The sequence below is a fragment of the Nocardioides okcheonensis genome (assembly GCF_020991065.1).
Taxonomy (GTDB): Bacteria; Actinomycetota; Actinomycetes; order Propionibacteriales; family Nocardioidaceae; genus Nocardioides; species Nocardioides okcheonensis.
Genome location: NZ_CP087710.1, coordinates 2230494 through 2254226, shown reverse-complemented (window position 1 = coordinate 2254226; position 23733 = coordinate 2230494). Strand labels below are relative to the sequence as shown.

Genomic DNA, 23733 nt, shown 5'->3' with positions numbered 1-23733 from the left:
GATCTATTCTGGTGCCATGAGCACGAGCGAGCGGATGCTGCGGCTGCTGTCGCTGCTCCAGACCCACCGGTACTGGCCGGGGCCGGAGCTGTCGGACCGGCTGGAGGTCAGCGCGCGGACGTTGCGCCGCGACGTCGACCGGCTCCGCGACCTCGGCTACCAGGTGGACGCCGTGCGGGGTGCCGCCGGCGGCTACCAGCTGCGGGCGGGCGCGGCGCTGCCGCCGCTGCTGCTCGAGGACGAGGAGGCGGTGGCGATCGCCGTGGGGCTGCGGTCCGCCGCGGTCGGCGCGGTCGCCGGCGTGGACGGCTGGTCGGTGCAGGCGCTGTCGAAGGTGCTCGCGCTGATGCCCCCGCGGCTGCGTCGCCAGATGGACGCCGTCGCGTCGCAGACGGAGGCGCCCGGGCCCTGGGAGGGGGCGCCGGCGTTCGACGCCGCGGTCCTGACGACCCTCGCGCAGGCGTGCCGGGACGCCGAGCTGGTCCGCTTCGACTACGCCGCACGGGCGGCGGAGGTGACCCACCGCCGGGTCGAGCCGCTGCGCCTGGTGTCCCTCGGCCGCCGGTGGTACCTCGTCGCCTGGGACCGCGACCGGGCCGACTGGCGCAGCTTCCGACTCGACCGGATCTCCGACCCGGAGCCCACCGGCCAGCGGTTCCGGCCGCGCGACCTCCCGGCCGAGGACGCGCTGACCTTCGTCCAGCAGGGGATCCGCCGGATGCCCCAGCGCTACGCCGTACGCGTCCGGCTCGCCGCGCCGGCCGACGAGGTCGCGCCGCGGGTCGGGCGCTGGGGCACCGTCACGCCCGTCGGCGGGGGCTGCGTGCTGGAGATGAACGTCGACGACCTGGACTGGCCGCTCATGGTGCTGGCCGGGTCGGGCGCGGAGTTCTCCGTCGAGTCGCCGCCGGAGCTGGCCGCGAAGGTCGCCGAGGTGGGCGCGCGGTTCGCGCGTACGGCCGGGCGGGCCTAGCGGGCGGGCTCGGGTGCAGTCGGCCGGGGCCCTCGGGCCGGCCGGGGTAGTCCAGTGAGATCTGGTGGTGCCGGGAGCCCCGGGACGACCATCCGTCACTGGACTACCGGCCCGGGCAGTCAACCGTCACTGGACTACCGCGAGGAGAAGGCCCGGGGCGGCCGATCCAGGGCCGGCGCCTGCGCCCGGGGCGTCAGGCGACGGGCGCCGGCACGGGCTCGAGCACCCACTCCGACGGCCGCGGGACCGAGCGGATCGAGCGGCTCGAGGTCAGCAGGACCGCGAGCAGCGCGGAGGCGACGACCAGGGCGCCGATCGCGACGGTGCCGCCCTGGTGCTCGAGCAGCCACCCGCCGAGGAGCGGGGCGAGCGGCATGACCGACATCGACACGAACTGGCTGGTCGAGCCGACGCGACCCTGGAGGTGGTCGGGGGTGACGGCCATCCGGTACGAGCTGATCCCGGCGTTGCCGACCGGGTTGAGCAGCAGCAGGAAGAAGGTGCTGGCGCACGCCGTCCACGGTCTGGCGGAGAACGCGAGCGGCACCAGCGGGACGCAGCACGCCCAGCCGACCAGCACGGTCAGGCGTCCCGTGGGCAGGCGGTGGATCAGGGTCGGCGCGAGGGCGGCCCCGAGCAGCCCGCCGACGCCGGCGGCGGTCGACACCAGCCCGATCTGGGCGGCCGGCACCTCCGCCTGCACCATCCGCAGCACGACGACGAAGAACAGCGCGTTGACCACCAGGTTGGTCATCGACGACCAGGCCAGCAGGGTGCGGAAGAACGGGCGGGCCCACATGAAGCCGAAGCCCTCGGTGAGCTGGCGACGCAGCGGCTCGTGCCGGCGGTGCGGGGCGCTCAGGTCGGTGCGTACGCGCGACACGGTCAGGCAGGCGATCGCGAACGACACCGCGTCGACGGCGAACGGCAGCCACCGCGTGACGGCGTAGAGCGTCCCGCCGAGCGGGCCGCCGAGCAGCGACGCGACGTGCTGGCGGGCCTGGTTCTGGCTGAGCGCGGTCGGGAGGTCCTCGGTGGTGACGACCGACCGGATCGCCGAGGTCTGGGCGGGGTTGAACGCCCCCGCCGCGACGCCGGTCACCAGCGCGACGACGACGAGGTGGGGGAGCGTGAGGCGGCCGGTGGCGCCGGCCAGCGCCAGTGACGTGTAGGCGACGCAGCCGGTCGCGCTCGACACGAGCATGATCCGCCGGCGGTCGACCCGGTCGGCCAGCACGCCGGCCGGCAGCAGGGTGGCGCACAGCCCGCCGAGGTAGGCGGCCTCGACGACCGCGGCGGTGAGCGCGGAGCCGCTGAGGGCGTACGCGATGAGCGGGAACACGAACATCGACAGCGCGCTGCCGAGCTCGCTGACGGTGTCGCCGATCCAGAGCACGGTGAAGTCGCGGTTGTGCGAGAGCTGTCGGTATCCGGGCATGTCCGCACCATATGATGCGCAATAAGTGTTGCGCAATAGTGCGTGCGCAACTCGGGTAGGCTCCGGCCATGGCAGAACCCCGACGTCTGAGCGACCCGCGCGTGCTGCGCGCGATCGCCCACCCGGTCCGTACGCGCATCCTCGAGGAGCTCTCGGCCAGCGGCCCGGTGCGGGCCGCCGACGTGGCCCGCGACCTCGGGATCCCCGCCAACCAGGCGAGCTTCCACCTGCGCCAGCTCGCGAAGTACGGCCTGGTCGAGGAGGCGCCCGAGGAGGCGCGCGACAAGCGCGACCGGGTGTGGCGGGCGGTCGCCGCCGAGGGCTACACGGTCAACCTCAAGGAGATGAAGGAGCTGCCCGGCGGGCAGGCGGCGGTCGACGTCTTCCGCGCCCGCAAGCTGGCCGCGCTCCACGAGATGGTCGACAACGTCTTCGTCCTCGACCGACCCACGGGGAGCGGTCACTTCTCGGCGTCCGACCACTCGGTCAGGCTCACCGACGACGAGGCCGCCCAGCTCCGCCGGGAGATCGACGAGCTCATCGAGTCCTGGACCGCGCGGACCAAGGGCCGCGACCCCGAGCGGCGGACCTACCACGTGCTCCACGTCGTCCAGCCCCGCGACGCGGAGCAGGCGTGACCCCGACCCGACGCGCCCTGCTCGCGACCCCGGTCGCCGTCGGCGTGGCAGCGGCCCTCGCCGCCTGCGCCGACGAGCGGTCCGGCACAGTGGGGCGCGTGAGCGACGAGGCGACGGCCGAGACCGAGCGGATCACCTACGGCGACGACCCCAGCCAGTGGGTCGACCTGCACACCCCCGCGGGCACCAGCCGCGGGCTGGTGGTGGTGATCCACGGCGGCTTCTGGAAGGCCCAGTACGGCGCGGACTACGGCGCCCCGCTGGCCAAGGACCTGGTCGCGCGGGGGTGGACCGCGGCCAACGTGGAGTACCGCCGGGTCGGCAACGGCGGCGGCTTCCCCGAGACCCTCGACGACGTGCACGCCGCGATCGGCGCGGTCGCCGAGGGCGCCGCCGGCCCGGTCGTCACGCTCGGCCACTCCGCGGGCGGCCACCTCGCCACCTGGGCCGCCGCGCGCGGCCGCTTCGAGCGGTGGGCGGGCGGCCCGGCGCTGACCCACGTCGTGAGCCAGGCCGGCGTCGTCGACCTGCGCGCCGCGGTCCGCGACCACCTCGGCACCGACGCGGCACTCGGCTTCCTCGGCGAGCCGAGCGAGGAGGCGTACGAGCAGGCCGACCCGATGACCCAGGTGCCGCTCGAGGTCCCGGTCTGGGCGGTCCACGCCCGCGACGACGACACGGTGCCGTTCAGCCAGTCCGAGGACTACGTCGCGGCGGCGACCGACGCCGGCGCCGAGGCGAGCCTCGTCGAGGTCGAGGGCGGCCACTTCGGGGTGATCGACCCCGACAGCAGCGCCTGGGCCGCCTGCGTCGAGGTGCTCGACGGCATCGGCTGACCGGTGACATCCCCACCCCCGTCCCCACCCCCTCGGGATAGTCCGCTGCGATCGACCGGTCAGCGGGCCCCGGAGACCGGCCGATCGCAGCGGACTACCGGGGAGGCTGTGGACGGTCCGGCCCTGTCTAGGCTGGTCGGGTGCCCGCCCGACTCAAGGTCCTGACCGCCGCCGAGCTGGAGGGCGCCGACACGAAGGCGCTCGTCAAGCACTACCTCGCCGTGCTCGAGACCCGCGCCCCCGGGAAGTCGGTGGAGGTCCGGGTCCCGCCCTACGCCGCGGTGCAGGCGATCCCCGGCGTCCGCCACACCCGCGGCACCCCGCCGGCGGTCGTCGAGACCGACGCCGAGACGTGGCTCGACCTCGCCACCGGGCGTACGACGTGGCACGAGGCGGTCGACGCGGGCCGGGTGTCGGCGAGCGGCGAGCGCACCGACCTCACCCCCTGGCTCCCGCTGGGGCCGGCATGAAGGCGGTGCTGTCCAGCCGCACGCTGGCCGAGGCCGTCGGACCGGTCGACGGCGTCGACATCGAGGTCTGGAACGGCGACGGCCCGGCGCCCGACGGCGACGTCGACCTCTGGGTGCCGCACTACGCCACCAGCCCCGACGTCATCGACCAGGGCCACCGGCTGCGCGGCCTGCAGGTCGTCCAGCTCCAGAGCGCCGGCTACGACGGCGTGGCCGAGCGGCTCCCGTCGGGCGTCACCCTCTGCAACGCCGCCGGCGTCCACGACGACGCGACCGCCGAGCACGCGGTCGGCCTCGTGCTCGCCAGCCTGCGCGGCATCCCCGAGGCGGTCCGGCAGCACGGCCACTGGGAGCGGCTGCCCGGGCGCCGGTCGCTGGCCGACTCCCGCGTCCTGGTCCTGGGGTACGGCTCGATCGGGCGGGCGCTGGCCGAGCGGCTCCTGCCGATGAAGGCGCAGGTCGCCGCCGTGGCGTCCCGCTCCCGCGACGACGACCTCGTCGGGCGGGTCCACGGCATCGACGACCTCGCCGCGCTGCTCCCCGAGCAGGACGTCGTGGTCGCCCTCGTCCCGCTCAGCGACGCGACCCGCGGGCTGCTCGGCGAGGAGACCCTGGGCCTGCTCCCCGACGGCGCCCTCGTGGTCAACGTCGCCCGCGGCGCGGTCGTCGACACCGACGCGGTGCTGCGCCACGCCGGTCGGCTCCGCTTCGCGCTCGACGTCACGGACCCCGAGCCGCTCCCCGACGGCCACCCGCTCTGGGAGGCGCCCGACGTGCTCGTCACCCCCCACGTCGCCGGCGGCACCACCGCGATGCTCCCGCGCATCTCGGCGCTGGTGCGCGACCAGCTGCGCCGCCGGGTCGCCGGCGAGGCGCTGGTCAACGTCGTCATGCCCTAGCCTCCGGCTCATGCACGTCACGTCCCTGGGATTCCGCACCGACCTGGCCCTGCTCACCTCCGCCGGGAGCGTCGTGGAGGACCGCGGCACCCACCTCGTCGTCCGCACGCCCGACAACCCGTCGTACTTCTGGGGCAACTTCATCCTGCTCGCCGAGCCGCCGGTGCCCGGCGGCGAGCGCGAGGTCGTCGGCGCGTTCCACACCGAGTTCCCCGCGGCCGACCACGTCAGCATCGGCATCGACGGCGACGGCCTGCCCGACCAGAGCCGCACGGCCTTCGAGGCCGCCGGGCTCGAGGTCGACGTCGCGACCGTGCTCACCGCCTCCGACCTGGTCGCGCCGCGCGACGTCGAGGCGGAGGTCCGCGCGCTCACCACCGACGACGACTGGGAGGCGCGCGCCCGGCTCAGCCACGGGCTCTACCCGAGCACGTCGGAGGAGCGGTTCATGGCCTTCGCCCGCGGCAAGAACGTCCAGGAGCGCCGCCTCGTCGACGCCGGGCGCGGCAGCCGCTACGGCGCGTTCGTCGACGGCGAGCTGGTCTCGACCGCGGCCGCGTACGTCACCGAGGCCGGCACGGCGCGCTTCCAGAGCGTCGAGACCCACCCCGACCACCGCCGCCGGGGGCTGGCCGCCGCGGTGGTCCACGCGGCCGGCCGGCACGCCCTCGACCACCTCGGCGTGGGCACCCTCGTGATCGTCGCCGACACCGACGGCGAGGCGATCGGGATCTACCGCCGCCTCGGCCTCGCGGACGCCGAACGACAGGTGATGATGGAGAGGCGCACGGGGGAGTGGGCGACGACCGGCGCCTGACAGGGGCGTCCTAGGCTTCGGTCATGACTGTCGACATCCCCGCCCGCCTCGCCGAGGTCATGCCCGGAATCCGCCGCGACCTCGAGGACCTGGTCCGCATCCAGTCGGTCTCGGCCGACCCCGCCCGCGCCGGTGAGGTCGAGCGCAGCGCCGAGGCGACCCGTGACCTGTTCGCGGCCGAGGGGTTCGAGACCGAGATCGTGCGCGCCCACGACGGGGCGCCGCCGGCCGTCATCGCCCGCAAGGCCGGGCCCGAGGGCGCGCCGACCGTCCTGCTCTACGCCCACCACGACGTCCAGCCCGAGAACGACCACGCCGACTGGGACTCCCCGCCGTGGGAGCCGACCGAGCGCGGCGACCGGCTCTACGGCCGCGGCGCGGCCGACGACAAGGCCGGCATCGCCGCCCACCTCGGCGCCGTCCGGATCTTCGGCGACGACCTGCCGGTCAACCTGGTGATGTTCATCGAGGGCGAGGAGGAGGTCGGCTCCGACACCCTCGTCGAGCTGCTCGAGGCCCACCAGGAGCGCCTCGCCGCCGACGTCATCGTGATCGCCGACTCCGGCAACTGGGACATCGGCGAGCCCGCGCTGACCACGAGCCTGCGCGGCCTGGTCCGGATGGACGTCGAGGTCCGCACCCTCACCCACGCCGTCCACAGCGGGATGTGGGGCGGTCTCGTCCCCGACTCGATCCTCGCCCTGAGCAAGGTCATCGCCACGCTCACCGACGACGCGGGCGCCGTCGCCGTCGAGGGGCTGCACTCCGGCCCCGCCGCCGACGTCGAGTACCCCGAGGCCCGCCTGCGCGCCGAGTCCGGCGCCGCCGAGGGCATCGAGTGGATCGGTCGCGGCAGCATCGTCGAGCGGCTCTGGACCCAGCCGTCCATCAGCATCACCGGCTTCGACGCCCCGAAGGTCGAGGGCGCCTCCAACACCCTCGTCCCGGCCGCGCGCTGCCGGATCAGCATGCGCATCGCCCCCGGCGACACCACCGACAACGCCGTCGCCCGCCTGCAGGCCCACCTCGAGAAGCACACGCCGTGGGGCGCGACGCTGACCACCACGGTCGTCGACACCGGCGAGGCGACGCAGATCGACGCCAGCGGACCGGCGTACGACGCCGCGCGCGCCGCGTTCGCCGAGGCCTGGGACGGCACCGCGCCGGTCGACATGGGCGTCGGCGGCTCGATCCCGTTCATCGCCGAGTTCCTCGAGGCGTTCCCCGAGGCCAGCGTGCTGGTGACCGGCGTCGAGGACCCCGACACCCGCGCCCACGGCGCCAACGAGGGCCTGCACCTCGCCGAGTTCGAGAAGGTCGTCAAGGCCGAGGCGCTGCTGCTGCGCAACCTGGGCGAGCTGCGCGGCTGACCCGGCGCCGGTCGGTCGTCGGCGGGCTGCCCCGCCCCGCGGGGTGGCTCGTCCGACCGGGATCCGCCTGCCCACCGGTAGCCTCGCGCCATGGCGACGTTCCGGGCCCGTGACCGATCCTCGGCGGTCCTGCAGAGCGACCGGAGCGAGGTCTGGGCGGCGCTGACCGATGCCGACCTGATGGCCCGGTTCACGCCGTACGTCACCGCCATCGACGTCGACGGCGACCGCTGGACCTGGCGGATGGGCACCATCCCGGTCCTCGGCACCTCCGTCGCCCCGACCTTCACCGAGGTCATGGAGCTGCACCCGGAGGAGCGCATCGACTTCCGGCACGACCCCGACCGGCCGCACGAGATGACGGCCGTGGAGGGCAGCTACCTCCTCGCCGACAACGAGGGCGGCGGCACCGAGGTCAGCATCGACCTGGAGATCGCCGCCACCCTCCCGCTGCCCGGCCTCGCGCGCCCGGCGGTCGAGCGGGTGATGAAGGGCGTGGTCAAGCACATGGGCGCGGTCTTCTCCCGCAACCTGCTCGCCCACCTCGGGGAGGCCTGATGCGCGTCCTGGTCCTCGGCGCCACCGGCTACGTCGGCTCCCGCCTCGTCCCGCACCTGCTCGCCCTGGGCCACGAGGTCGTCGCGGCGTCCTCGTCCCCGCCCGCGCCCGCCCGCTTCGGCTGGCGCGAGGGCGTGCGCGCCGTCCAGTGCGACGTCACCGACGCGGCGGCCGTCGCGCGCACCCTCGACGGCGTCGACGCGGTCGTCTACCTGGTCCACTCCCTCGACCGCACCGACTTCGGCGACCGCGACCGGCTCGCCGCCGAGACCGTGGCCCGGGCGGTCGCCGACAGCGGCGTACGCCGTCTCGTCTACCTCTCCGGCCTGGTGCCGCAGGTGCCCGAGCGCGACCTCTCGCGCCACATCGCCTCCCGGCTCGAGGTGGAGCGGATCCTGCTCGGCAGCGGCACCAGCGCCGTCGCGCTGCGGGCGGGGGTGGTGCTCGGCGCCGGGTCGACCTCCTTCGAGGTCGTCCGGCAGGTCGCGACCCTCTTCGTGGTGCAGCCGGTCCCGCGCTGGATGCGCCACGACGTCCAGCCGGTCGCCGTCTCCGACGTGCTGCGGGCGGTGGCGGAGATGGTCGAGGGCGACGAGGAGGGTGCCGTCGACGTCGGCGGCCCGGACGTGCTGTCCTACCCCGACCTGATGGCCGCCTGCTCCCGCGGCGGCGGGCTCGCGCGGCTGCGGCTCCCGGCCCCGGTCGCCCCGCCGGCGCTCGTCGGCCTGGCGACGGCGCTCGCGACGACGGCGCCGTTCCACACCGTCACCGCGCTCATCGAGTCGCTGCACCACGACATGGTCTGCCGGGACGCCCACACCTGGGTGCCGGCCGACGGGACGCCGCTGCTCGGGGTCGCGGAGGCCGTGCGCCTCGCCTCCGACCCGCTCACGACGACCGCCGAGGGGCCTCTGCCGTCGGACCCCGCGTGGGCGCGCCGCGGCGGCGCCCTCGACGCCCTCCCGGTGCCGGCCACGACCCGGCAGGCGATCCGGCTGGCCGTGCACCGCGCCCTCGCCGTCCTCCCCGGCACCTGAGCCGGACCTCCAGCGCTCCGGCAAGCCCTCAGGCGGCAGGGAGGCGGACGCGGAAGGTGCTGCCGCGACCGAGCTCGGACTCGATCTCGAGCCGCCCGTGGTGACGGTCGACGATGCGTCGCACGATGGCCAGCCCGAGGCCCGTCCCGGACTGGGCGACCGCCTCGGGGTTGGTGGAGCGGAAGAACTCCGTCCCGATCCGCTCCTGGTCCTCGGCCGAGATGCCGATGCCCTGGTCGGAGCAGGTCAGCACCGCCTCGGAGCCGGTCCGCCCGAGGTGCACGGTGACCTGCCCGCCCTCGCGCGTGTACTTCACCGCGTTGCTCAGCAGGTTGAGGCACACCCGGTCGATCTCGTCGGTGTCCCCGAGCGCCATCACGGGCTGCTCCGGCAGGTCGACGTGCAGCGCGACCTGCTTCCGGCTCGCCGCGAGGCCCACGACGTCGACCACGTCGGTGACCACCCGGCAGAGGTCGACCGGCTGCGCCAGCAGGGGTGCGCCGGCCTCGCCCACCCGGGCGAGCAGGAGCAGGTCGTCGACGACCTTCCCCATCCGCTGCGCTCCGCGGTCCACGGCGGCGAGCCACGCGAGCGACTCCTCGGAGAGGTCGGGCGCCAGCTCGAGCAGGTCGAGGTGGCCGCGCACGGACGCGAGCGGGTTCTTCAGCTCGTGGGCGACGGTCGCGATCAGCTGGCCCTTGTAGGCGTCGAGCGCCCGGAGCTCCTCGACCAGCTGGTGCTCGCGCTCGAAGGTCCGCGCGTTGAGGATGACCCGTCCGAGGTCGTGGCCGACGTCGAGCGCCGTCGCGGTCTCCCTGTCGGTCCAGTCCGGCGCTCCCGGCCGGCGGGTGAGCGCGAGGTGGCCGACGCAGTCGGGGCCCGCGCCGAGCGGCACGAAGAGCACCGAGGCCACGCCGATCGTGCGGAGGTAGTCGGAGATCATCGCGCTGTGGTCGGCCGGGACCGGCAGGTCCCGGCCGGCGTCGAGCACCACGACCTGCTGGCGGCGCCACGCCTCGCGGGCCATCGGTGCGACGGCGGCCACCAGGTCGGGGTGGACCGGCACGGGCGGTCCGGTGCTCGAGTGGAGGTGGCTGGTCTCCTCGCCGGGGCCGCCGATCGTCTGCAGCCACATCCCGGCCGCGCGGAAGCCCTCCACGAGGGCCACGGTCGAGTCCTGCAGGACGCGCTCGATGCTCAGCTGCGACGACGCCTCCCGCACGATCCGCCGGGCCGCGTCCGAGACCCGCACCTGCTCGGCGAGGCGCTCGCGCTCCAGGGCGAGGACGACCGCTCGCTCGGCCTGCTCGGCATGCACGTTGAGCAGGACGCGCTGCGCCTCGTCCGGTCGTCGACCGTCGGTCGGCACGTCGACGGACAAGATGCCCACCAGCGCCCCGTCGGCGTCGAGGAGGGGAGCGGCGAGGTAGTCGTACGGATCCCAGGCGCCCTCGACCGCGAGGCGCTCCATGTCGGGGACCCAGCCCCAGTCCTCGCGGTCGGGGTCGATGCGCTCGACGGGCACGAACCTGAGCCGGTCCCAGACGTCGGCGTGCACCAGGTCGGCCCGGATGCGCTCCATCGGGATGAGCACGTCCTCGAGGTCGCGGCGGGCCTCGTCGCTGCCGGCGATGGCCACCACCTGGAGCATGTCGTCACCGCGGACCAGGCCGATGGTCACCACCTCGAAGCCGGCGATCCTCGCGATCCCCTCCGCGATGAGCTGGAGTGTCTCGCGGGAGGCGGGGTCGGACCACGAGTAGCGGCTTCCGGCGATCGGCGTGTCGGGCATCGTCCCTCACTGGTGTGACCGAGGTCACGATCGTAGTGGAGGAGCACGCACGCCGCAGGCGATCCGGCTTGAATCGTGACACCGACGCTGTCAGGGTGGGAGTGGTTCCTGGGGAGGGACCTCCGCCCGGGAGGCTGCCGGGCACGACAGATCGGGTGACTCGGATGACCCCCTCCATCGACCCCTGCGCAGCCCCGGCGGACCCCGTCTCGCCGTACGCGATCGACCGCCGCCGGTTCGTCGGCTACGTCGTCGCGGGCGCCACGCTGGTCGCCGCCGCCGACCTCGGGCTCGCCCCGGAGGCCGGTGCGGCGGTCCCGACGCCGCCGCAGGTGGCCGAGCTCTACGACCTCAACGACCTGCTCACCGACGCCGCGCGCCCCACGGCCAACCTGGTCACGGTGACGATCCACGAGGACGGCACCGCGAGCTTCGAGCTGCCGCGGATGGAGGTCGGCCAGGGCATCACCACCTCGACCGCGATGCTGATCGCCGAGGAGCTCGACCTGCCGGTCGACCGGGTCCGGGTGACGCTCGCGCCGGCCCGCCCCGAGCTGGTCTTCAACCAGCTCACCGGTGGCTCCAACACCACCATCTCGACCTTCACGCCGATCCGGGTCGCCGCCGCCGTGGCCCGGCTGGCGCTCCTCGAGGCCGCCGCGACGCTGCTCGGCGACACCGTCGCCGGGCTCGTCACGAAGGGCGGCGTCATCACCGCGGCGAGCGGTCGCTCCGTCAGCTACGGCGAGCTCGCCGTGAAGGCGTCGGTGACGCAGCCGCGTGCGGTCGAGGTCGAGCTGAAGAGCACCCGCGACTTCACCGTCGTCGGCACGCCCACCAACCGGGTCGACGCGCTCGCGGCCGTGACGGGCGCGAAGGACTTCACCACCGACCTCGACGTGCCCGGCGCGCTTCCCACGATGGTCTGCCGGGCGCCCACGCTCAACGGCACCCCCGTCGCGATCCGCAACCGTGCGGCCGTCGAGGCGATGCCCGGCGTCACCCACGTCGCCCAGGTCAGCACCGGCGTCGCCGTCCGTGCCGCCACCTTCGGCCAGTGCATCGACGCGGTCCGCGCCCTCGACGTCCAGTGGAAGGACGGCCCGGTCGCCGGCGAGAGCGACGCGACGGTCCTGCGCAGGGTCCGCCGCGCCCAGCTGCCGATGCCCCGGCTTCCCGACACCCCGCTCGCCAGGACCATCTCGGGCGACTTCACCTTCTGGTTCCGCAGCAACTCCGCGATGGACACCAACAGCGCGATCGCCGACGTCCGGCCCGACCGCGCCGAGATCTGGTCCGGGCTCAAGTCGCCGATCGTGGCGCAGGAGCAGATCGCGCTCAGGCTCGGGATGCGGCCCGACCAGGTGAAGGTCAACGTCGTCACCGCCGGCGGCTCCTTCGGCCGGCGGCTCTTCTTCGACGCCGCCCTCGAGGCCGCCGAGATCTCGAAGGCGATGGGCGTCCCGGTCCGGCTGATGTGGCACCGGGCCGACGACGCGCGGGTGGGGCGTACGCACCCGCTCGGCACGTGCCGCGTGCAGGCAACCGTCCTCGGGCAGCAGGTGCTGGCCTTCAACCAGTCGCTCACCTGCGTCGAGACCGACTTCCGCCACGGACTCGGCGAGATCATCACCGCGGCGGCGGCCGACCTGCCCGCCGGCGTCGGCAACCTCGGGTTCGCCCAGACGATCTTCGCCCTCACCCAGGAGGTCCCCTACGACTTCGGCGCGGTCGTGCAGACCCTCGTCGAGACCGACGACCGGTTCAACACCGGCTCGATGCGCAACATCTACTCACCCGACGTGCGGGTCGCCAGCGAGCTCGTCGTCGACCAGATCGCGGCCGCCATGCGGATGGACCCCTACCGGTTCCGCCGGAAGTTCCAGCGCAACCCGCGCGTGCTGAAGGTGCTCGACGCGGTCGCCAGCGCCGGCGAGTGGGGCCGCCCGATGCCCGCCGGCACCGCCCAGGGCATCGCGGTCCACAAGGAGTACAAGGGCGCCTCGGCCTGCCTGGTCGAGATCGACACCCGCCCGGAGACGACCGGCCGCCAGGTCCGCGACGCGGTCACCGGCCCGCGGGTCACCCGGGTGACCTTCGCCATCGACGCCGGGCTGGTGGTCAACCCGCGCGGCCTCGAGGCGCAGATGCAGGGCGGCATCAACGACGGCATCGCGCTGGCCCTCACCTCCAGCCTCCACCTGCGCGACGGCCACTTCCTCGAGGCCAGCTGGGACAACTACTTCTACACGCGCCAGTGGAACACCCCGCCCGACGTGCGGGTGATCGTGATGCCGTCCGACGAGCCGCTGCCCGGCGGAGCGGGGGAGGCCGGCGTCGCCGCGTCGTTCGCCGCCGTCGCGTGCGCGTACGCCCGGGCGACCGGCACCGTCCCGACCGAGTTCCCGATCAACCACCAGCAGCTGTCCTTCGAGCCCAAGTCCTTCGTCCCCCCGATCCCGGCGTCGCCGACCAACGGCCTCGACCTGATCTCCTGAGGAGCCCCCCGTGCCTGAACAGACCTTCCTCGTCAACGGCGAGCGCGTGACGGTCGACGTCGAGGACGACGTCCGGCTGCTGTGGGTGCTGCGCGACCTGCTCGGCGTCACCGGCCCGAAGTACGGCTGCGGCATCAACGTGTGCAAGGCGTGCACGTCCCACCTCAACGGCAAGGCGGTCAACCCGTGCGCCGTGCCGGTCGGCCGGCTCGGCGCCGACGACGAGGTGACCACCATCGAGGGGCTCCCGGACCGGGTCGAGGAGTCCCGGCGCGGCCCGAACGGCCTCCACCCGATGCAGGAGGCGTGGCTCGACCGTGACGTCGCCCAGTGCGGCTACTGCCAGCCCGGGCAGATCATGGCGGCGGTCGCGCTCGTCGAGCGGGTCGCCGCGGAGGGAGGTCAGGTCACCGACGCCGACCTCGACGGCATCCGCAACATCTGCCGGTGCGGGACCTACACCCGGATCCGCGAGGCGATTCGGGACGGGGCGTCGAGGATGTGACGTCGCGCCCGTAGACTGCGGGTCGTGCCCTACCAGACGAGCAGGCGGACGGGCGGCGACGGCCGTCTGACCACGGCACTCGACCCCCACGACCAGGGCCCCCAGGACGCGTGCGGCGTCTTCGGCGTCTGGGCGCCGGGCGAGGACGTCGCCAAGCTGACCTACTTCGGGCTCTACGCGCTGCAGCACCGCGGCCAGGAGTCCGCCGGCATCGCGGTCAGCAACGGCCGCCAGATCCTGGTCTACAAGGACATGGGGCTGGTCTCGCAGGTCTTCGACGAGTCGACGCTCGAGTCGCTCAAGGGCCACCTCGCGATCGGCCACTCCCGCTACTCCACCACCGGCGCGTCGACCTGGCAGAACGCCCAGCCGACCTTCCGCCCGACCCCGGACGGCTCGATCGCGCTCGGCCACAACGGCAACCTGATCAACACCCACGAGCTGCGCGAGATGGTCGCCGACCTGCCCGGTCCCGACGACGAGCTCGAGCTGCACACCCGCCCCGGCGAGGAGTCGACCAACGACACCAGCCTGGTCACCGCCCTGCTCGCCCACCACCCCGACACCTCGCTCGAGCAGCGCGCCCTCGACGTGCTGCCGAAGGTGCGCGGCGCGTTCTGCTTCGTGTGGATGAACGAGGGCACCCTCTACGCCGCCCGCGACCCGCAGGGCATCCGCCCACTGGTCCTCGGTCGCCTCGACCGCGGCTGGGTCGTGGCCAGCGAGGACGCCGCGCTCGCCACGATCGGCGCGTCGGTCGTCCGCGAGGTGGAGCCGGGCGAGATGGTCGTCATCGACGAGAACGGCCTGCGCTCGCACCGCTTCGCCGAGGCGGACCGCAAGGGCTGCGTCTTCGAGTACGTCTACCTCGCCCGCCCCGACGCCACCATCAGCGGCCGCAGCGTCCACGAGTCGCGGGTCGAGATGGGCCGCCAGCTCGCCCGCGAGTTCCCCGTCGAGGCCGACCTCGTCATCCCGGTGCCCGAGTCGGGCACGCCCGCCGCCGCCGGCTACGCCGAGGAGTCCGGGATCCCGTTCGGCCAGGGGTTCGTCAAGAACGCCTACGTCGGGCGCACGTTCATCCAGCCCAGCCAGACGCTGCGCCAGCTCGGCATCCGGCTCAAGCTCAACGCGCTCGAGCACATGATCCGCGGCAAGCGGATCGTCGTCGTCGACGACTCGATCGTGCGCGGCAACACCCAGCGCGCGCAGGTGCGGATGCTCCGCGAGGCGGGTGCCCTCGAGGTGCACGTCAGGATCTCGAGCCCGCCGGTGAAGTGGCCGTGCTTCTACGGCATCGACTTCGCCACCCGCGCCGAGCTGATCGCCAACGGCCTCACGCCGGACGAGATCGCCGCCAGCGTCGGGGCCGACACCCTGGGCTACATCTCCCTCGACGGGATGGTCGACGCGACGAAGCAGTCGCGCCAGACCCTGTGCACCGCCTGCTTCACCGGCGAGTACCCGATCGAGCTGCCCGACGAGAGCCTGCTCGGCAAGCACCTGCTCGAGGCGACGCTCCAGTCGCCCACCATGGGCCGGGCGCTGCCGGTCCTCAACAACCCCTGACCGCACGCCGCACCACCCGAGGAGCCACGTGTCCGACGCCGCTGACAACGCCTACGCCGCCGCCGGGGTCTCGATCGAGGCGGCCGACCGCGCGATCGACCTGATGAAGGGCTGGGTGGAGAAGGCGCGCCGCCCCGAGATGATCGGCGGCCTCGGCGGGTTCGCCGGCCTCTTCGACGCCTCCGCCCTGACCCGCTACGAGCGGCCGCTGCTCGCCACCTCGACCGACGGTGTCGGCACCAAGGTCGCGATCGCGCAGCTGATGGACGTCCACGACACGATCGGCTTCGACCTGGTCGGCATGGTCGTCGACGACCTGGTCGTCTGCGGCGCCGAGCCGCTCTTCATGACCGACTACATCGCCTGCGGACGGGTCGTCCCCGAGCGGATCGCGGCGATCGTCAAGGGCATCGCCGAGGCGTGCGTCGTGGCCGGCTGCGCGCTCATCGGCGGCGAGACCGCCGAGCACCCCGGCCTGCTCGACCCCGACGACTACGACGTCGCCGGCGCCACCACCGGCGTCGTCGAGGCCAGCAAGCTGCTCGGACCCGGGCGCGTACGCCCCGGCGACGTGGTGATCGCGATGGAGGCCAGCGGCCTGCACTCCAACGGCTACTCCCTCGTGCGCCACGTCCTGCTCCAGCAGGCGGGCTGGACGGTCGAGCGCCACGTCGACGACTTCGGCCGCACCCTCGGCGAGGAGCTCCTCGAGCCGACCCGGATCTACGCCAAGGCCTGCCTCGACCTCGCCGACCGCACCGAGACCCACGCAATGTCCCACGTCACCGGCGGTGGTCTCGCTGCCAACCTCGAGCGCGTGCTGCCCGAGGAGCTGTCGGTGCGCATCGACCGCTCCACCTGGACCCCGCAGCCCGTCTTCGACGTCGTGCGCCGCGAGGGTCGGGTGTCGCAGGCCGACCTCGAGGCCACCCTCAACTGCGGCGTCGGCATGGTCTCGCTGACCGCCCCGGAGTCCGTCGACACGGCCATCGCGGTGCTCGCCGGGCACGGCGTGCGGGCATGGGTCGCGGGCGAGGTGCGCGCCGACGCGGAGGCCGGCGGGACGGTCACCCTGGAGGGCCAGCACCCCGGCTGGGAGTGAGATTCAGAACTCTGCGGGTGAAAAGCGCGGTTCTGGTGTGCGGGAACACCCACCGCTCAGGTAGCGTTGTCCCCACGATATGTGACCGATCAGACCGGGCGCGTCGAGTGCTCCTCGGCAGCCCCGGCCAAGTGTGCGAGGGGGTCGACCCTATGGGGCGCGGCCGAGCGAAGGCGAAGCAGACGAAGGTTGCCCGCGACCTGAAGTACCGGACTCACGAGACGGACTTCGGCGCGCTGGCGAAGGAGCTGCACGGAGAAGATCCTCACTCCTCGAGTGAGGTCGAGCCCGATGACGAGTGGTCGGACTACGCCGACCCGCGTCGTCGCGCGGACTGACTGATCGCACCTGCGCCTCGTCGTCCGGTCCGCCGGGCGCGCGAGGGCGTACGAGCGCGCCCACCGGGCAGTTCGTCGCGCTGCGAGGTGCTGACCGGGCAGTTCCTCGCGCTGGGAAGCAGCGAGCGGGCACTTCCTCGCGACAGGCAGCGCGAGGAAGTGCCCGCTCGACCGCTTCCAGCGCGAGGAAGTGCCCGCTCGACCGTCAGCCGAGGTAGAGGCCGCGCAGGCGACCGACCTCGCGCATCCGGCGCTCGGCGACCCGGTCGGCGGCCTCGGCGGTCGTGACGCCCTCCGCCCTGGCCAGCTCGAAGACGGCGCGGGTGGTCTCGAAGATCCCCGTGGCACGCTGCTGGGCGCGCTCGAAGGAGAAGCCCTCGAGCTCGTCGGCGACCTGGATGACGCCGCCGGAGTTCACGCAGTAGTCGGGGGCGTAGAGGATGCCGCGCTCCTCGACCTGCTTCTCGATGCCGGCGTGGGCGAGCTGGTTGTTGGCCGCGCCGCAGATGACCTTGGCCCGCAGGACCTCGAGCACCTCGTCGTTGATCGCGCCGCCCATCGCGCACGGGGCGTAGACGTCGATCTCGCTTGCGACCAGCTCGTCGGTGGTGGCGACGGCCTGCACCTGCGGGAACTCGGCGCGGATCGCCTCGACCGAGGGGGCGTGGACGTCGGTGACGACGACGGAGGCGCCGTCCTCGATCAGGTGGCGGACCAGGTGGCGCCCGACCTTGCCGACGCCGGCGATGCCGACGGTGCGACCGGCGAGCGTCGGCTCGCCCCACACCTGCTCGGCCGCGGCGCGCATGCCCTGGAAGGTGCCGAAGGCGGTGAGGACCGAGCTGTCGCCGGCGCCGCCGTGGGCGACGGTGCGACCGGTGACGAAGTCGCACTCGCGGGCGATGTGGTCCATGTCCTCCGAGAACGTGCCCACGTCGCAGGCCGTGAAGTAGCGCCCGTTGAGCGACTGCACGAAGCGGCCGTAGGCCCGCAGCAGCGCCTCGGTCTTCAACTCGGCCGGGTCGCCGATGATGACGGCCTTGCCGCCGCCGAGGTCGAGGCCGGCGAGCGCGTTCTTGTAGGACATGCCGCGCGAGAGGTTGAGCACGTCGACGATCGCGTCGTCGGTGCTGGCGTAGGGGTAGAACCGCGTCCCGCCCAGGGCCGGGCCCAGCGCCGTGGAGTGGATGGCGACGATGGCCCTCAGGCCGGTGGCGCGGTCGTTGCAGAAGACGACCTGCTCGTGCTCGGCTCCGAGGTCGAAGACGTCGACGCCGCTCGTGGGTGCTCCGGACATGCTCGTGGATCCTTTTCTGGTGGGTGCGGCCGCGGGGTGTGCGGGCCTGGTCAGCGCGGTCGAGGGGTGGTGACCGCCGTCACCCTCAGGGTAGTCCCGGCCGGCCGCGCGCACCGCATCAACCGGCTCACCCGGACCGCATCACCACCAGGTCGCCGTGGGTGCCGTAGCCGAGCAGCTCGCCGCCGGCCCGGCGGCCGTTGAACGTCGCCATCAGCCAGGTCCCGTCCACCCGCGCGAGCGAGGGCCACGGGAGGTTCGTCGGGTACGGCGCGTCCAGCAGCCCGACCTCGGTCATCGTCGTGTCGAGGACCGGGAAGCGGGCCCGCTGGCCGCGTCGCGACTCGCGCCCGTCGCTGGCCAGGACGAGCACGCGCCCGTCGACCTCGAGGAGGGTGGTGCCCTCCGTCGAGCGCCGGTCGGTGGCGGCGCCGAGGAGCGCCAGGTCGTCGAGCGAGGTGCCGCCGGCGAGCGCGGGGTGGAAGTCGAAGAAGCGGCGCGCGCTGACGAACCCGACCAGCCACCGGCCGTCGCGACGCAGGAGGTGCGGGTCCCACGTGGCGACCGACCCCAGGCCGTCCGTGGGCAGCGGCAGCTCGCGGGTGTCGAGCACGTGCGTCCCGCGCAGCAGGTCGGCCTCCGAGGCCGAGAGCGTGACCCTCAGGCCGGCGGGCGTACGCCGTCCGGCGCGCGTCCCCGGCACCTCGAAGTCGCCCCACGTGCTGGTCGCGACGAGCCACCCGCCCTCCGAGCGGACCAGGTGGGTGGCGTGGTCGCCGAAGACGCCGGGCCGGTCCGGCCGGCGGAAGAACAGGTCGGCGGCGTGCGCCAGGTCGTACGTCGTCGGGTCGAGGCTCCACACGCTCGTGTGCGCGGTGTCGAAGAAGCCGGGGCCGGCGGACGTCGCCGTGAGCCACAGCAGCCCGCCGTCGCGCACCGGGGTGCCGTCCTCGGCGGTCACGAACCGCACGTCGCGCAGCCCGAGCTGGCCGAACGGCCCGGCCGCGCCGCCCCACGACGGCAGCTCGACCTCCAGGCCCTCGAGCAGCGCCTCGTCGCGGACGTCGGGCACGAGGACCGACGTGTCGTCGGCGTCGCGCAGGTCGTGCCGCGCGCGGGCGACCCATCCACCGGCCTCGTGCGCCCACGCGGTGAGGTGCGTGCCGGTGAGGCTCAGCCCGAGCTCCGTCGGTCCGTCGGCGCGGTGGAAGCGCCGGCTGCGCAGCGCGCGCGCGCGGTGCCGTCGTCGACGGTGAGCGACACCGACCCGTCGACCAGGCCGGCCGCGAACCGGTGGCCGCCGAGGTGCAGCGCCACCGCGGCGCCGTCGCGGGCCGCCGTCGTCGCCGCGACGTACGGGGCCACGCAGGGGAGGGCCGCGAGGCCGCCCTCGGCGCGGGTGAGCGCGGGTCGTCCGCCGGCCAGCAGGTCGACCGGCCGCAGCCGGCGCACGATGTCGAGGCGGGGGAGCACGGGCCCATCCTCTCGGGGCGTGGCCCCGGGGACGCCACAGGGCCCCGATCGGGACGTGATCGGGGCCCTGCGGTGGTGGTGGCCAGGGGCGGGGTCGAACCGCCGACCTACCGATTTTCAGTCGGTCGCTCGTACCAACTGAGCTACCTGGCCAACGCGGAGGAGACTACAACAGCCGCGCGTGCCCCGGGGAATCGGCTCGCGTCACGGACGCTGGGCCGCCGCGCGCGGCAGCTCGAGCCAGAACGACGTCCCCACGCCCGGGGTCGACTCGCCCTGCACGGCGCCGCCGTCACGCTCGGCGATCGTCCGGCTGATCGACAGCCCGAGCCCGCTGCCCTTGGTCCCGGGGCCGGCAAAGCGGACGAACGGCTCGAAGACGTGCAGCATCTGGTCGGGTGCCAGGCCCGGCCCGTCGTCGCGGACGATCACCCGGACCATCGGGCGGCCGCTCTCCCCGAGCAGGGAGGTGGCGGTGAGGTGGACGGTGCCGCCCTCGGGGCGGTGGTGGGCGATCGCGTTGCCGACCAGGTTGGTCAGCACCTGGCGCACACCCGCCTCGTGCGCCCACGCCGTGAGGGCCTGGTCGATGTCGGCGCTCAGCGCCACGCCGGCGTTGCGAGCCGGGGTCCGGTGCCAGTGCAGGACGTCGGCCACCGCGTCCGCGACGCACACGTCCTGGCGCTGCTCGTCGGCCGCGATGGTGCGGCCGGCGCCGAGCAGGCTGTCGACGACCGCGACCAGCTGGTCGCAGGCGCGCAGGATCACGGGCCCGTCGCGCAGGAGCGCCGCGGACACCGGGTCCTGGGGCTGCTCGGCCGCGTCGTCCATCAGCACCTCGGTGTAGCCGACGATGGCGGCGAGCGGCGTGCGGAGCTCGTGGCCGACCGCGCCGAAGAACTGCTGGTAGGCGAGCTGTGCCTCGGTGCCGGTGTCGATCGCCTCGGCCAGCGCGCGGCGGGAGTGCTCGAGGGTGATCCGCGAGGAGATCGCGGCGCTGAGCAGGCGTACGTCCTCGACGATCTCCTCGGGCCAGGGTCCCGTCTCGAGGCTGATCGCCGACAGGCTGCCGAACATCTCGCCGCGCGAGAGCAGGGTCGAGGCGACCAGGCTGCGCACCCCGAACCGGCTCAGCTCGGAACGGTCGACGTCCGCCTCGGGCGGGAGCAGCTCGCGGTCCACGATCACGACGGTGTCCTTGCGGGCGAGGCCCGACAGCCACGGCATGCTGAGGGCGGCCTCGGGCCCCGCGTCCGGGGGCGGCAGCGCGGAGAACCCCGAGCCCGGACGCGCCCACTCCCGGATCCAGGCGCGCCCCCCGAGCTGCACCCAGCCCGATCGGTCGTCGGGGGCGAAGACGGTGAGAGCGCCGACCACGACCTCGACGCGGGGGTCGGTGAGGAGGTGCCGGGCCACCATCTCGAGGGACTCCGCGACGCTGCCGTCCCCGTCGAGGATCCGACGCGCAAGAGCGGCGCCGTCGCCGGAGACGGGCGCGCCGGAGACGACCTGGAGCGCAGGGTGCTCGATCACGGCGACACCTCCCTCCGCGCGACGTCGATACGGAACGGTACCGGGGCGATGCCCCGGCTCTGGTCGATTCTCACGGGCTCGCGCAGGGTGATCTCGTGCCGGACGCCCCAGCCCGCCAGCCGGACGAGCATCGCGAGCCCCAGGTTGCGGCCCGGGCACGCGTGCGGACCGGCGCCGAACGGGAGCCAGGCGCCGGGTCGCCGCGACGGGTCGTCCCAGCGCTCGGGGACGAAGCGGGACAGGTCGTCGGCCGCCCCGGGCACCAGGTCGGGTCGTCGGCCGAGCAGCAACGGGCTGACCATCACGAGACCGCCTGCGGGGACGCGCTGCCCGTCGAGCTCGCAGTCGCGGACCGCCTGCCGCGCGGTCACCCAGGTGGGGGGCGTCAGGCGCACGGTCTCCCACGCGGCGTGGACGGGGTCGACCAGGCCGGTCGGGTGGTCGGCGAGCCAGGCCAGCAGCCACGCGCCGGCCGCGATCGGGACCTGGATGCCGGCGGCCAGCATGGTGGCGACCTGCTGGGGGGTCCCCACGAGGCCGGGGACACCCAGCAGCGTGTCGTCGAGCGCGTGGCGGGCGCGCTCCTCGGCGCGCCGTACGCGGCTCCAGCGCGAGGGCGGGCGTCGGGCCGCGATCACCGGGCCGAGGGCGTCGATCCACGCCAGGACCCGGTCGGCCACGACCCGCCGCTGCGCGTCGGAGGCCTCCGGCAGCACGGCAGCGCAGGTCGCGAGCGCGACCGGCAGGCGCAGCATGACCATCGCGTCGTAGGCGGAGCCGGGCGCGGTGCGCTCGTGGTCGGCGCAGGCGGCGTCCCACTCGGTGGTGAAGAGCGCCGCGCCGCGCGCGACCGCGTCCGCGTCCAGCGGTGCGAAGCCGAGGTGGCCCGAACGGGTGTCGCCGCGGCTCGCGGAGAGGTCCCCGCTGCGGCTCACGTCCCCGGGGAAGTCGAAGGCGTCCGGCTCGGTCAGCACCCGCTTGGCGAGTGCGGGCGTGGTGGCCACCCACGGTCCGTGCGGACCGAGCGCCGCGAGCCCGGAACGAGGCAGGGCGAGGACAGCGCCGAGCCGGCCACCGGCCGACTCGGCGCTGCCCACGTGCGTCACGGTGCGGGCCCCACGGGGTGGGGCCTCACGTCGTCGATCAGCGCGGGGGCGCGGGACGCCACACGTAGACCGCCTGCATCTGGGTGGCGGCGCGCTTGGTGTCGAGGTGGGTGCGGATGCGCTTCATCATGGTGTTCTCCAGGGGTTGGGTTGGTGCACACCTGCGGGTGCCGGCGTGCGATTGCCGCCACGCTGAAGTCTCTGGCCCGGACGAGCGTTCAGGGATGGGTCAGGAATCCACCGTGCGTAGCGTCTCGGTGATGAGGTCGGTCAGCTGCTGGATGCGCAGTGGCTTCTGCATCACGTTGTCCACACCGAGCTCTTGCAGGGTGGCTCGGTGCTCGCCGGCCCAGGCGCTGATCACCACGACCTTCATGGTCGGGGCGACCGCAGGGTGCTCCCGGAGCCAGCGGACGACCTCCACGCCGTTCATGCGCGGCATGGTGAGGTCGAGGAGCATGACGTCGAAGCTCTCCTCCTGGAGACGCTCGACGGCAGCCTGTCCGTCCTCGGCGGTCGCGGCGGCGTGGCCGGCGCGCTCCACCAGGCGGGAGAACACGTCACGAATGTCCTCGTTGTCGTCGACGACGAGGAAGTGCAACTGCCGAGACGCGCTGCTCACGTGGTGAAGGCTAGTCATGTCAGGGGGTGTCTGGGGGGTCAATCCGGACAACTGGTCGAAATCTTCTCCCTTCCCCCGCCCCGCCGGGCGGGGGCACGAGCGGGGGTTTGGTTGGGACGTCCCACCCCGCAACCCCTATGCTGGGCGCGTCCGACCGGGTCTCCCGGGCGGGCTGGCCCCCATCGTCTAGCGGCCCAGGACCCCGCCCTTTCACGGCGGTAGCGCCGGTTCGAATCCGGTTGGGGGTGCCACCCGGACCGGGTGTCGACCCCGATTTGGTGGTCGGCCGCGAGCATGGGTTACAGTTCCACCGCTTCGCAGGAAGCACAACCTGGCCCCGTAGCGCAGTTGGTTAGCGCGCCGCCCTGTCACGGCGGAGGCCGCGGGTTCGAGTCCCGTCGGGGTCGCAGAGTCATGAAGAGGGAGAGCCGCCAGGCTCTCCCTCTCCTGCGTTCCGGGGTCGGTGCGCGGCCCTGGTTCGGGGGCGCTCCCTAGGCTGGAGGCATGCCGGTCGACCTCGATGCCGCCTCCTTCGACGCGATGGTCGAGCGTGCGCTCGACGAGCTGCCCGACGAGCTGGCGCGGCTGGTGGAGAACGTCGTGGTGCTGGTCGAGCCCGATGCGCCGGCCGACGACCCGGACCTCCTCGGCCTCTACGACGGGCTCGCCCTCACCGAGCGGCCCGCCAACCACGCGGGGTTCCTGCCCGACCGGATCCTGCTCTTCCGTGCCCCGCTGCTCGACGTCGCCGACTCCGTCGAGGAGCTCGAGGAGGAGGTGCGGATCACGGTGGTGCACGAGGTCGCGCACCACTTCGGCCTCGACGACGCCCGCCTGCACGCCCTCGGCTGGGGATGAGGTC

General features: G+C 73.9%; 23 protein-coding genes and 3 tRNA genes. 17 read left to right on the top strand and 9 right to left on the bottom strand.

Going from position 1 to position 23733, the window contains the following annotated elements; translation table 11 throughout:
• Window positions 1-16 precede the first annotated feature (16 nt).
• Window positions 17-973 carry a helix-turn-helix transcriptional regulator gene (locus LN652_RS10930; RefSeq protein WP_230440660.1) on the top strand — a complete coding sequence of 319 codons (957 nt, stop codon included), beginning with the start codon at window positions 17-19 and terminating at the stop codon, window positions 971-973.
• Between the two features lie 193 nt (window positions 974-1166).
• On the opposite strand, the gene LN652_RS10925 is transcribed toward LN652_RS10930, so the two are convergent.
• Window positions 1167-2411: an MFS transporter gene (locus LN652_RS10925; protein ID WP_230440659.1), complete on the bottom strand. Its 1245-nt coding sequence runs from the start codon at window positions 2409-2411 to the stop codon at window positions 1167-1169.
• A 68-nt stretch (window positions 2412-2479) separates the two neighbouring features.
• Here LN652_RS10925 and LN652_RS10920 point away from each other — a divergent pair, with 68 nt between their 5' ends.
• The 8 genes from LN652_RS10920 (at window position 2480) to LN652_RS10885 (ending at window position 9036) form a co-directional block, all read left to right on the top strand.
• Window positions 2480-3049, top strand: a complete 570-nt coding sequence (locus LN652_RS10920) for a winged helix-turn-helix domain-containing protein (RefSeq protein WP_230440658.1) — start codon at window positions 2480-2482, stop codon at window positions 3047-3049.
• Window positions 3046-3885 (top strand): alpha/beta hydrolase, encoded by an 840-nt coding sequence (locus LN652_RS10915; protein ID WP_230440657.1) that lies wholly within the window; start codon window positions 3046-3048, stop codon window positions 3883-3885. Before LN652_RS10920 ends, LN652_RS10915 begins: the two co-directional genes overlap by 4 nt.
• Before the next feature lie 140 nt (window positions 3886-4025).
• Window positions 4026-4355, top strand: coding sequence for a sterol carrier family protein (locus LN652_RS10910; RefSeq protein WP_230440656.1), 330 nt, complete (start codon window positions 4026-4028; stop codon window positions 4353-4355).
• Window positions 4352-5254: a 2-hydroxyacid dehydrogenase gene (locus LN652_RS10905; RefSeq protein WP_230440655.1), complete on the top strand. Its 903-nt coding sequence runs from the start codon at window positions 4352-4354 to the stop codon at window positions 5252-5254. Before LN652_RS10910 ends, LN652_RS10905 begins: the two co-directional genes overlap by 4 nt.
• A 10-nt stretch (window positions 5255-5264) precedes the next feature.
• The gene (locus tag LN652_RS10900) at window positions 5265-6071 is read left to right on the top strand and encodes a GNAT family N-acetyltransferase (protein ID WP_230440654.1); all 807 of its coding nucleotides are present in this window, start codon (window positions 5265-5267) and stop codon (window positions 6069-6071) included.
• Between the two features lie 23 nt (window positions 6072-6094).
• Window positions 6095-7441 carry a dipeptidase gene (locus LN652_RS10895; protein ID WP_230440653.1) on the top strand — a complete coding sequence of 449 codons (1347 nt, stop codon included), beginning with the start codon at window positions 6095-6097 and terminating at the stop codon, window positions 7439-7441.
• Window positions 7442-7531: 90 nt separating this feature from the next.
• Window positions 7532-7999, top strand: coding sequence for an SRPBCC family protein (locus tag LN652_RS10890; RefSeq protein WP_230440652.1), 468 nt, complete (start codon window positions 7532-7534; stop codon window positions 7997-7999).
• Window positions 7999-9036 carry an NAD(P)H-binding protein gene (locus tag LN652_RS10885; protein WP_230440651.1) on the top strand — a complete coding sequence of 346 codons (1038 nt, stop codon included), beginning with the start codon at window positions 7999-8001 and terminating at the stop codon, window positions 9034-9036. The genes LN652_RS10890 and LN652_RS10885 overlap by 1 nt, the downstream gene beginning before the upstream one ends.
• A 28-nt stretch (window positions 9037-9064) precedes the next feature.
• On the opposite strand, the gene LN652_RS10880 is transcribed toward LN652_RS10885, so the two are convergent.
• Entirely contained in the window at window positions 9065-10828 is a 1764-nt protein-coding gene (locus tag LN652_RS10880; RefSeq protein WP_230440650.1) for an ATP-binding protein, read from the bottom strand.
• Window positions 10829-10992: 164 nt separating this feature from the next.
• Between LN652_RS10880 and LN652_RS10875 the strand changes: the two genes are divergently transcribed.
• From LN652_RS10875 to LN652_RS22145, 5 genes are read left to right on the top strand one after another with little or no spacing between them, the layout of a single operon-like run.
• Entirely contained in the window at window positions 10993-13326 is a 2334-nt protein-coding gene (locus LN652_RS10875; protein ID WP_230440649.1) for a molybdopterin cofactor-binding domain-containing protein, read from the top strand.
• Between the two features lie 10 nt (window positions 13327-13336).
• On the top strand, window positions 13337-13831 hold the full coding sequence (locus LN652_RS10870; protein WP_230440648.1) for a (2Fe-2S)-binding protein: 495 nt from the start codon (window positions 13337-13339) through the stop codon (window positions 13829-13831).
• A 24-nt stretch (window positions 13832-13855) separates the two neighbouring features.
• Window positions 13856-15400 carry an amidophosphoribosyltransferase gene (purF, locus tag LN652_RS10865; RefSeq protein WP_230440647.1) on the top strand — a complete coding sequence of 515 codons (1545 nt, stop codon included), beginning with the start codon at window positions 13856-13858 and terminating at the stop codon, window positions 15398-15400.
• A 28-nt stretch (window positions 15401-15428) separates the two neighbouring features.
• Window positions 15429-16502, top strand: coding sequence for a phosphoribosylformylglycinamidine cyclo-ligase (gene purM, locus LN652_RS10860; protein ID WP_230440646.1), 1074 nt, complete (start codon window positions 15429-15431; stop codon window positions 16500-16502).
• Complete coding sequence (locus LN652_RS22145) at window positions 16421-16840, top strand: DUF3073 domain-containing protein (RefSeq protein ID WP_407941487.1); 420 nt, start codon at window positions 16421-16423, stop codon at window positions 16838-16840. The genes purM and LN652_RS22145 overlap by 82 nt, the downstream gene beginning before the upstream one ends.
• 205 nt (window positions 16841-17045) lie before the next feature.
• On the opposite strand, the gene LN652_RS10850 is transcribed toward LN652_RS22145, so the two are convergent.
• The 7 genes from LN652_RS10850 to LN652_RS10820 all read right to left on the bottom strand — a co-directional run bounded on the left by LN652_RS10850 (window position 17046) and on the right by LN652_RS10820 (window position 22871).
• Window positions 17046-18137 carry a Glu/Leu/Phe/Val family dehydrogenase gene (locus tag LN652_RS10850; protein ID WP_230440645.1) on the bottom strand — a complete coding sequence of 364 codons (1092 nt, stop codon included), beginning with the start codon at window positions 18135-18137 and terminating at the stop codon, window positions 17046-17048.
• A 127-nt stretch (window positions 18138-18264) separates the two neighbouring features.
• Window positions 18265-19209 carry a hypothetical protein gene (locus tag LN652_RS10845; protein WP_230444667.1) on the bottom strand — a complete coding sequence of 315 codons (945 nt, stop codon included), beginning with the start codon at window positions 19207-19209 and terminating at the stop codon, window positions 18265-18267.
• 101 nt (window positions 19210-19310) lie between these two features.
• On the bottom strand, window positions 19311-19610 hold the full coding sequence (locus tag LN652_RS10840; protein ID WP_230444666.1) for a hypothetical protein: 300 nt from the start codon (window positions 19608-19610) through the stop codon (window positions 19311-19313).
• 76 nt (window positions 19611-19686) lie between these two features.
• Window positions 19687-19763 (bottom strand) — tRNA-Phe (locus LN652_RS10835).
• 51 nt (window positions 19764-19814) lie between these two features.
• On the bottom strand, window positions 19815-21143 hold the full coding sequence (locus LN652_RS10830; protein WP_230444665.1) for a sensor histidine kinase: 1329 nt from the start codon (window positions 21141-21143) through the stop codon (window positions 19815-19817).
• Window positions 21140-22240, bottom strand: a complete 1101-nt coding sequence (locus LN652_RS10825) for a cytochrome P450 (RefSeq protein ID WP_230444664.1) — start codon at window positions 22238-22240, stop codon at window positions 21140-21142. The genes LN652_RS10830 and LN652_RS10825 overlap by 4 nt, the downstream gene beginning before the upstream one ends.
• A gap of 238 nt (window positions 22241-22478) precedes the next feature.
• Window positions 22479-22871, bottom strand: a complete 393-nt coding sequence (locus LN652_RS10820; protein ID WP_230444663.1) for a response regulator — start codon at window positions 22869-22871, stop codon at window positions 22479-22481.
• 175 nt (window positions 22872-23046) lie between these two features.
• Here LN652_RS10820 and LN652_RS10815 point away from each other — a divergent pair.
• The 3 genes from LN652_RS10815 (at window position 23047) to LN652_RS10805 (ending at window position 23729) form a co-directional block, all read left to right on the top strand.
• Window positions 23047-23122: transfer RNA gene (locus LN652_RS10815), tRNA-Glu, on the top strand.
• An 82-nt stretch (window positions 23123-23204) separates the two neighbouring features.
• A tRNA-Asp gene (locus LN652_RS10810) sits at window positions 23205-23278 on the top strand.
• Between the two features lie 97 nt (window positions 23279-23375).
• A complete protein-coding gene (locus LN652_RS10805; RefSeq protein ID WP_230444662.1) occupies window positions 23376-23729 on the top strand; it encodes a metallopeptidase family protein in 354 nt (117 codons plus the stop codon).
• The last annotated feature ends 4 nt before the right edge of the window (window positions 23730-23733 follow it).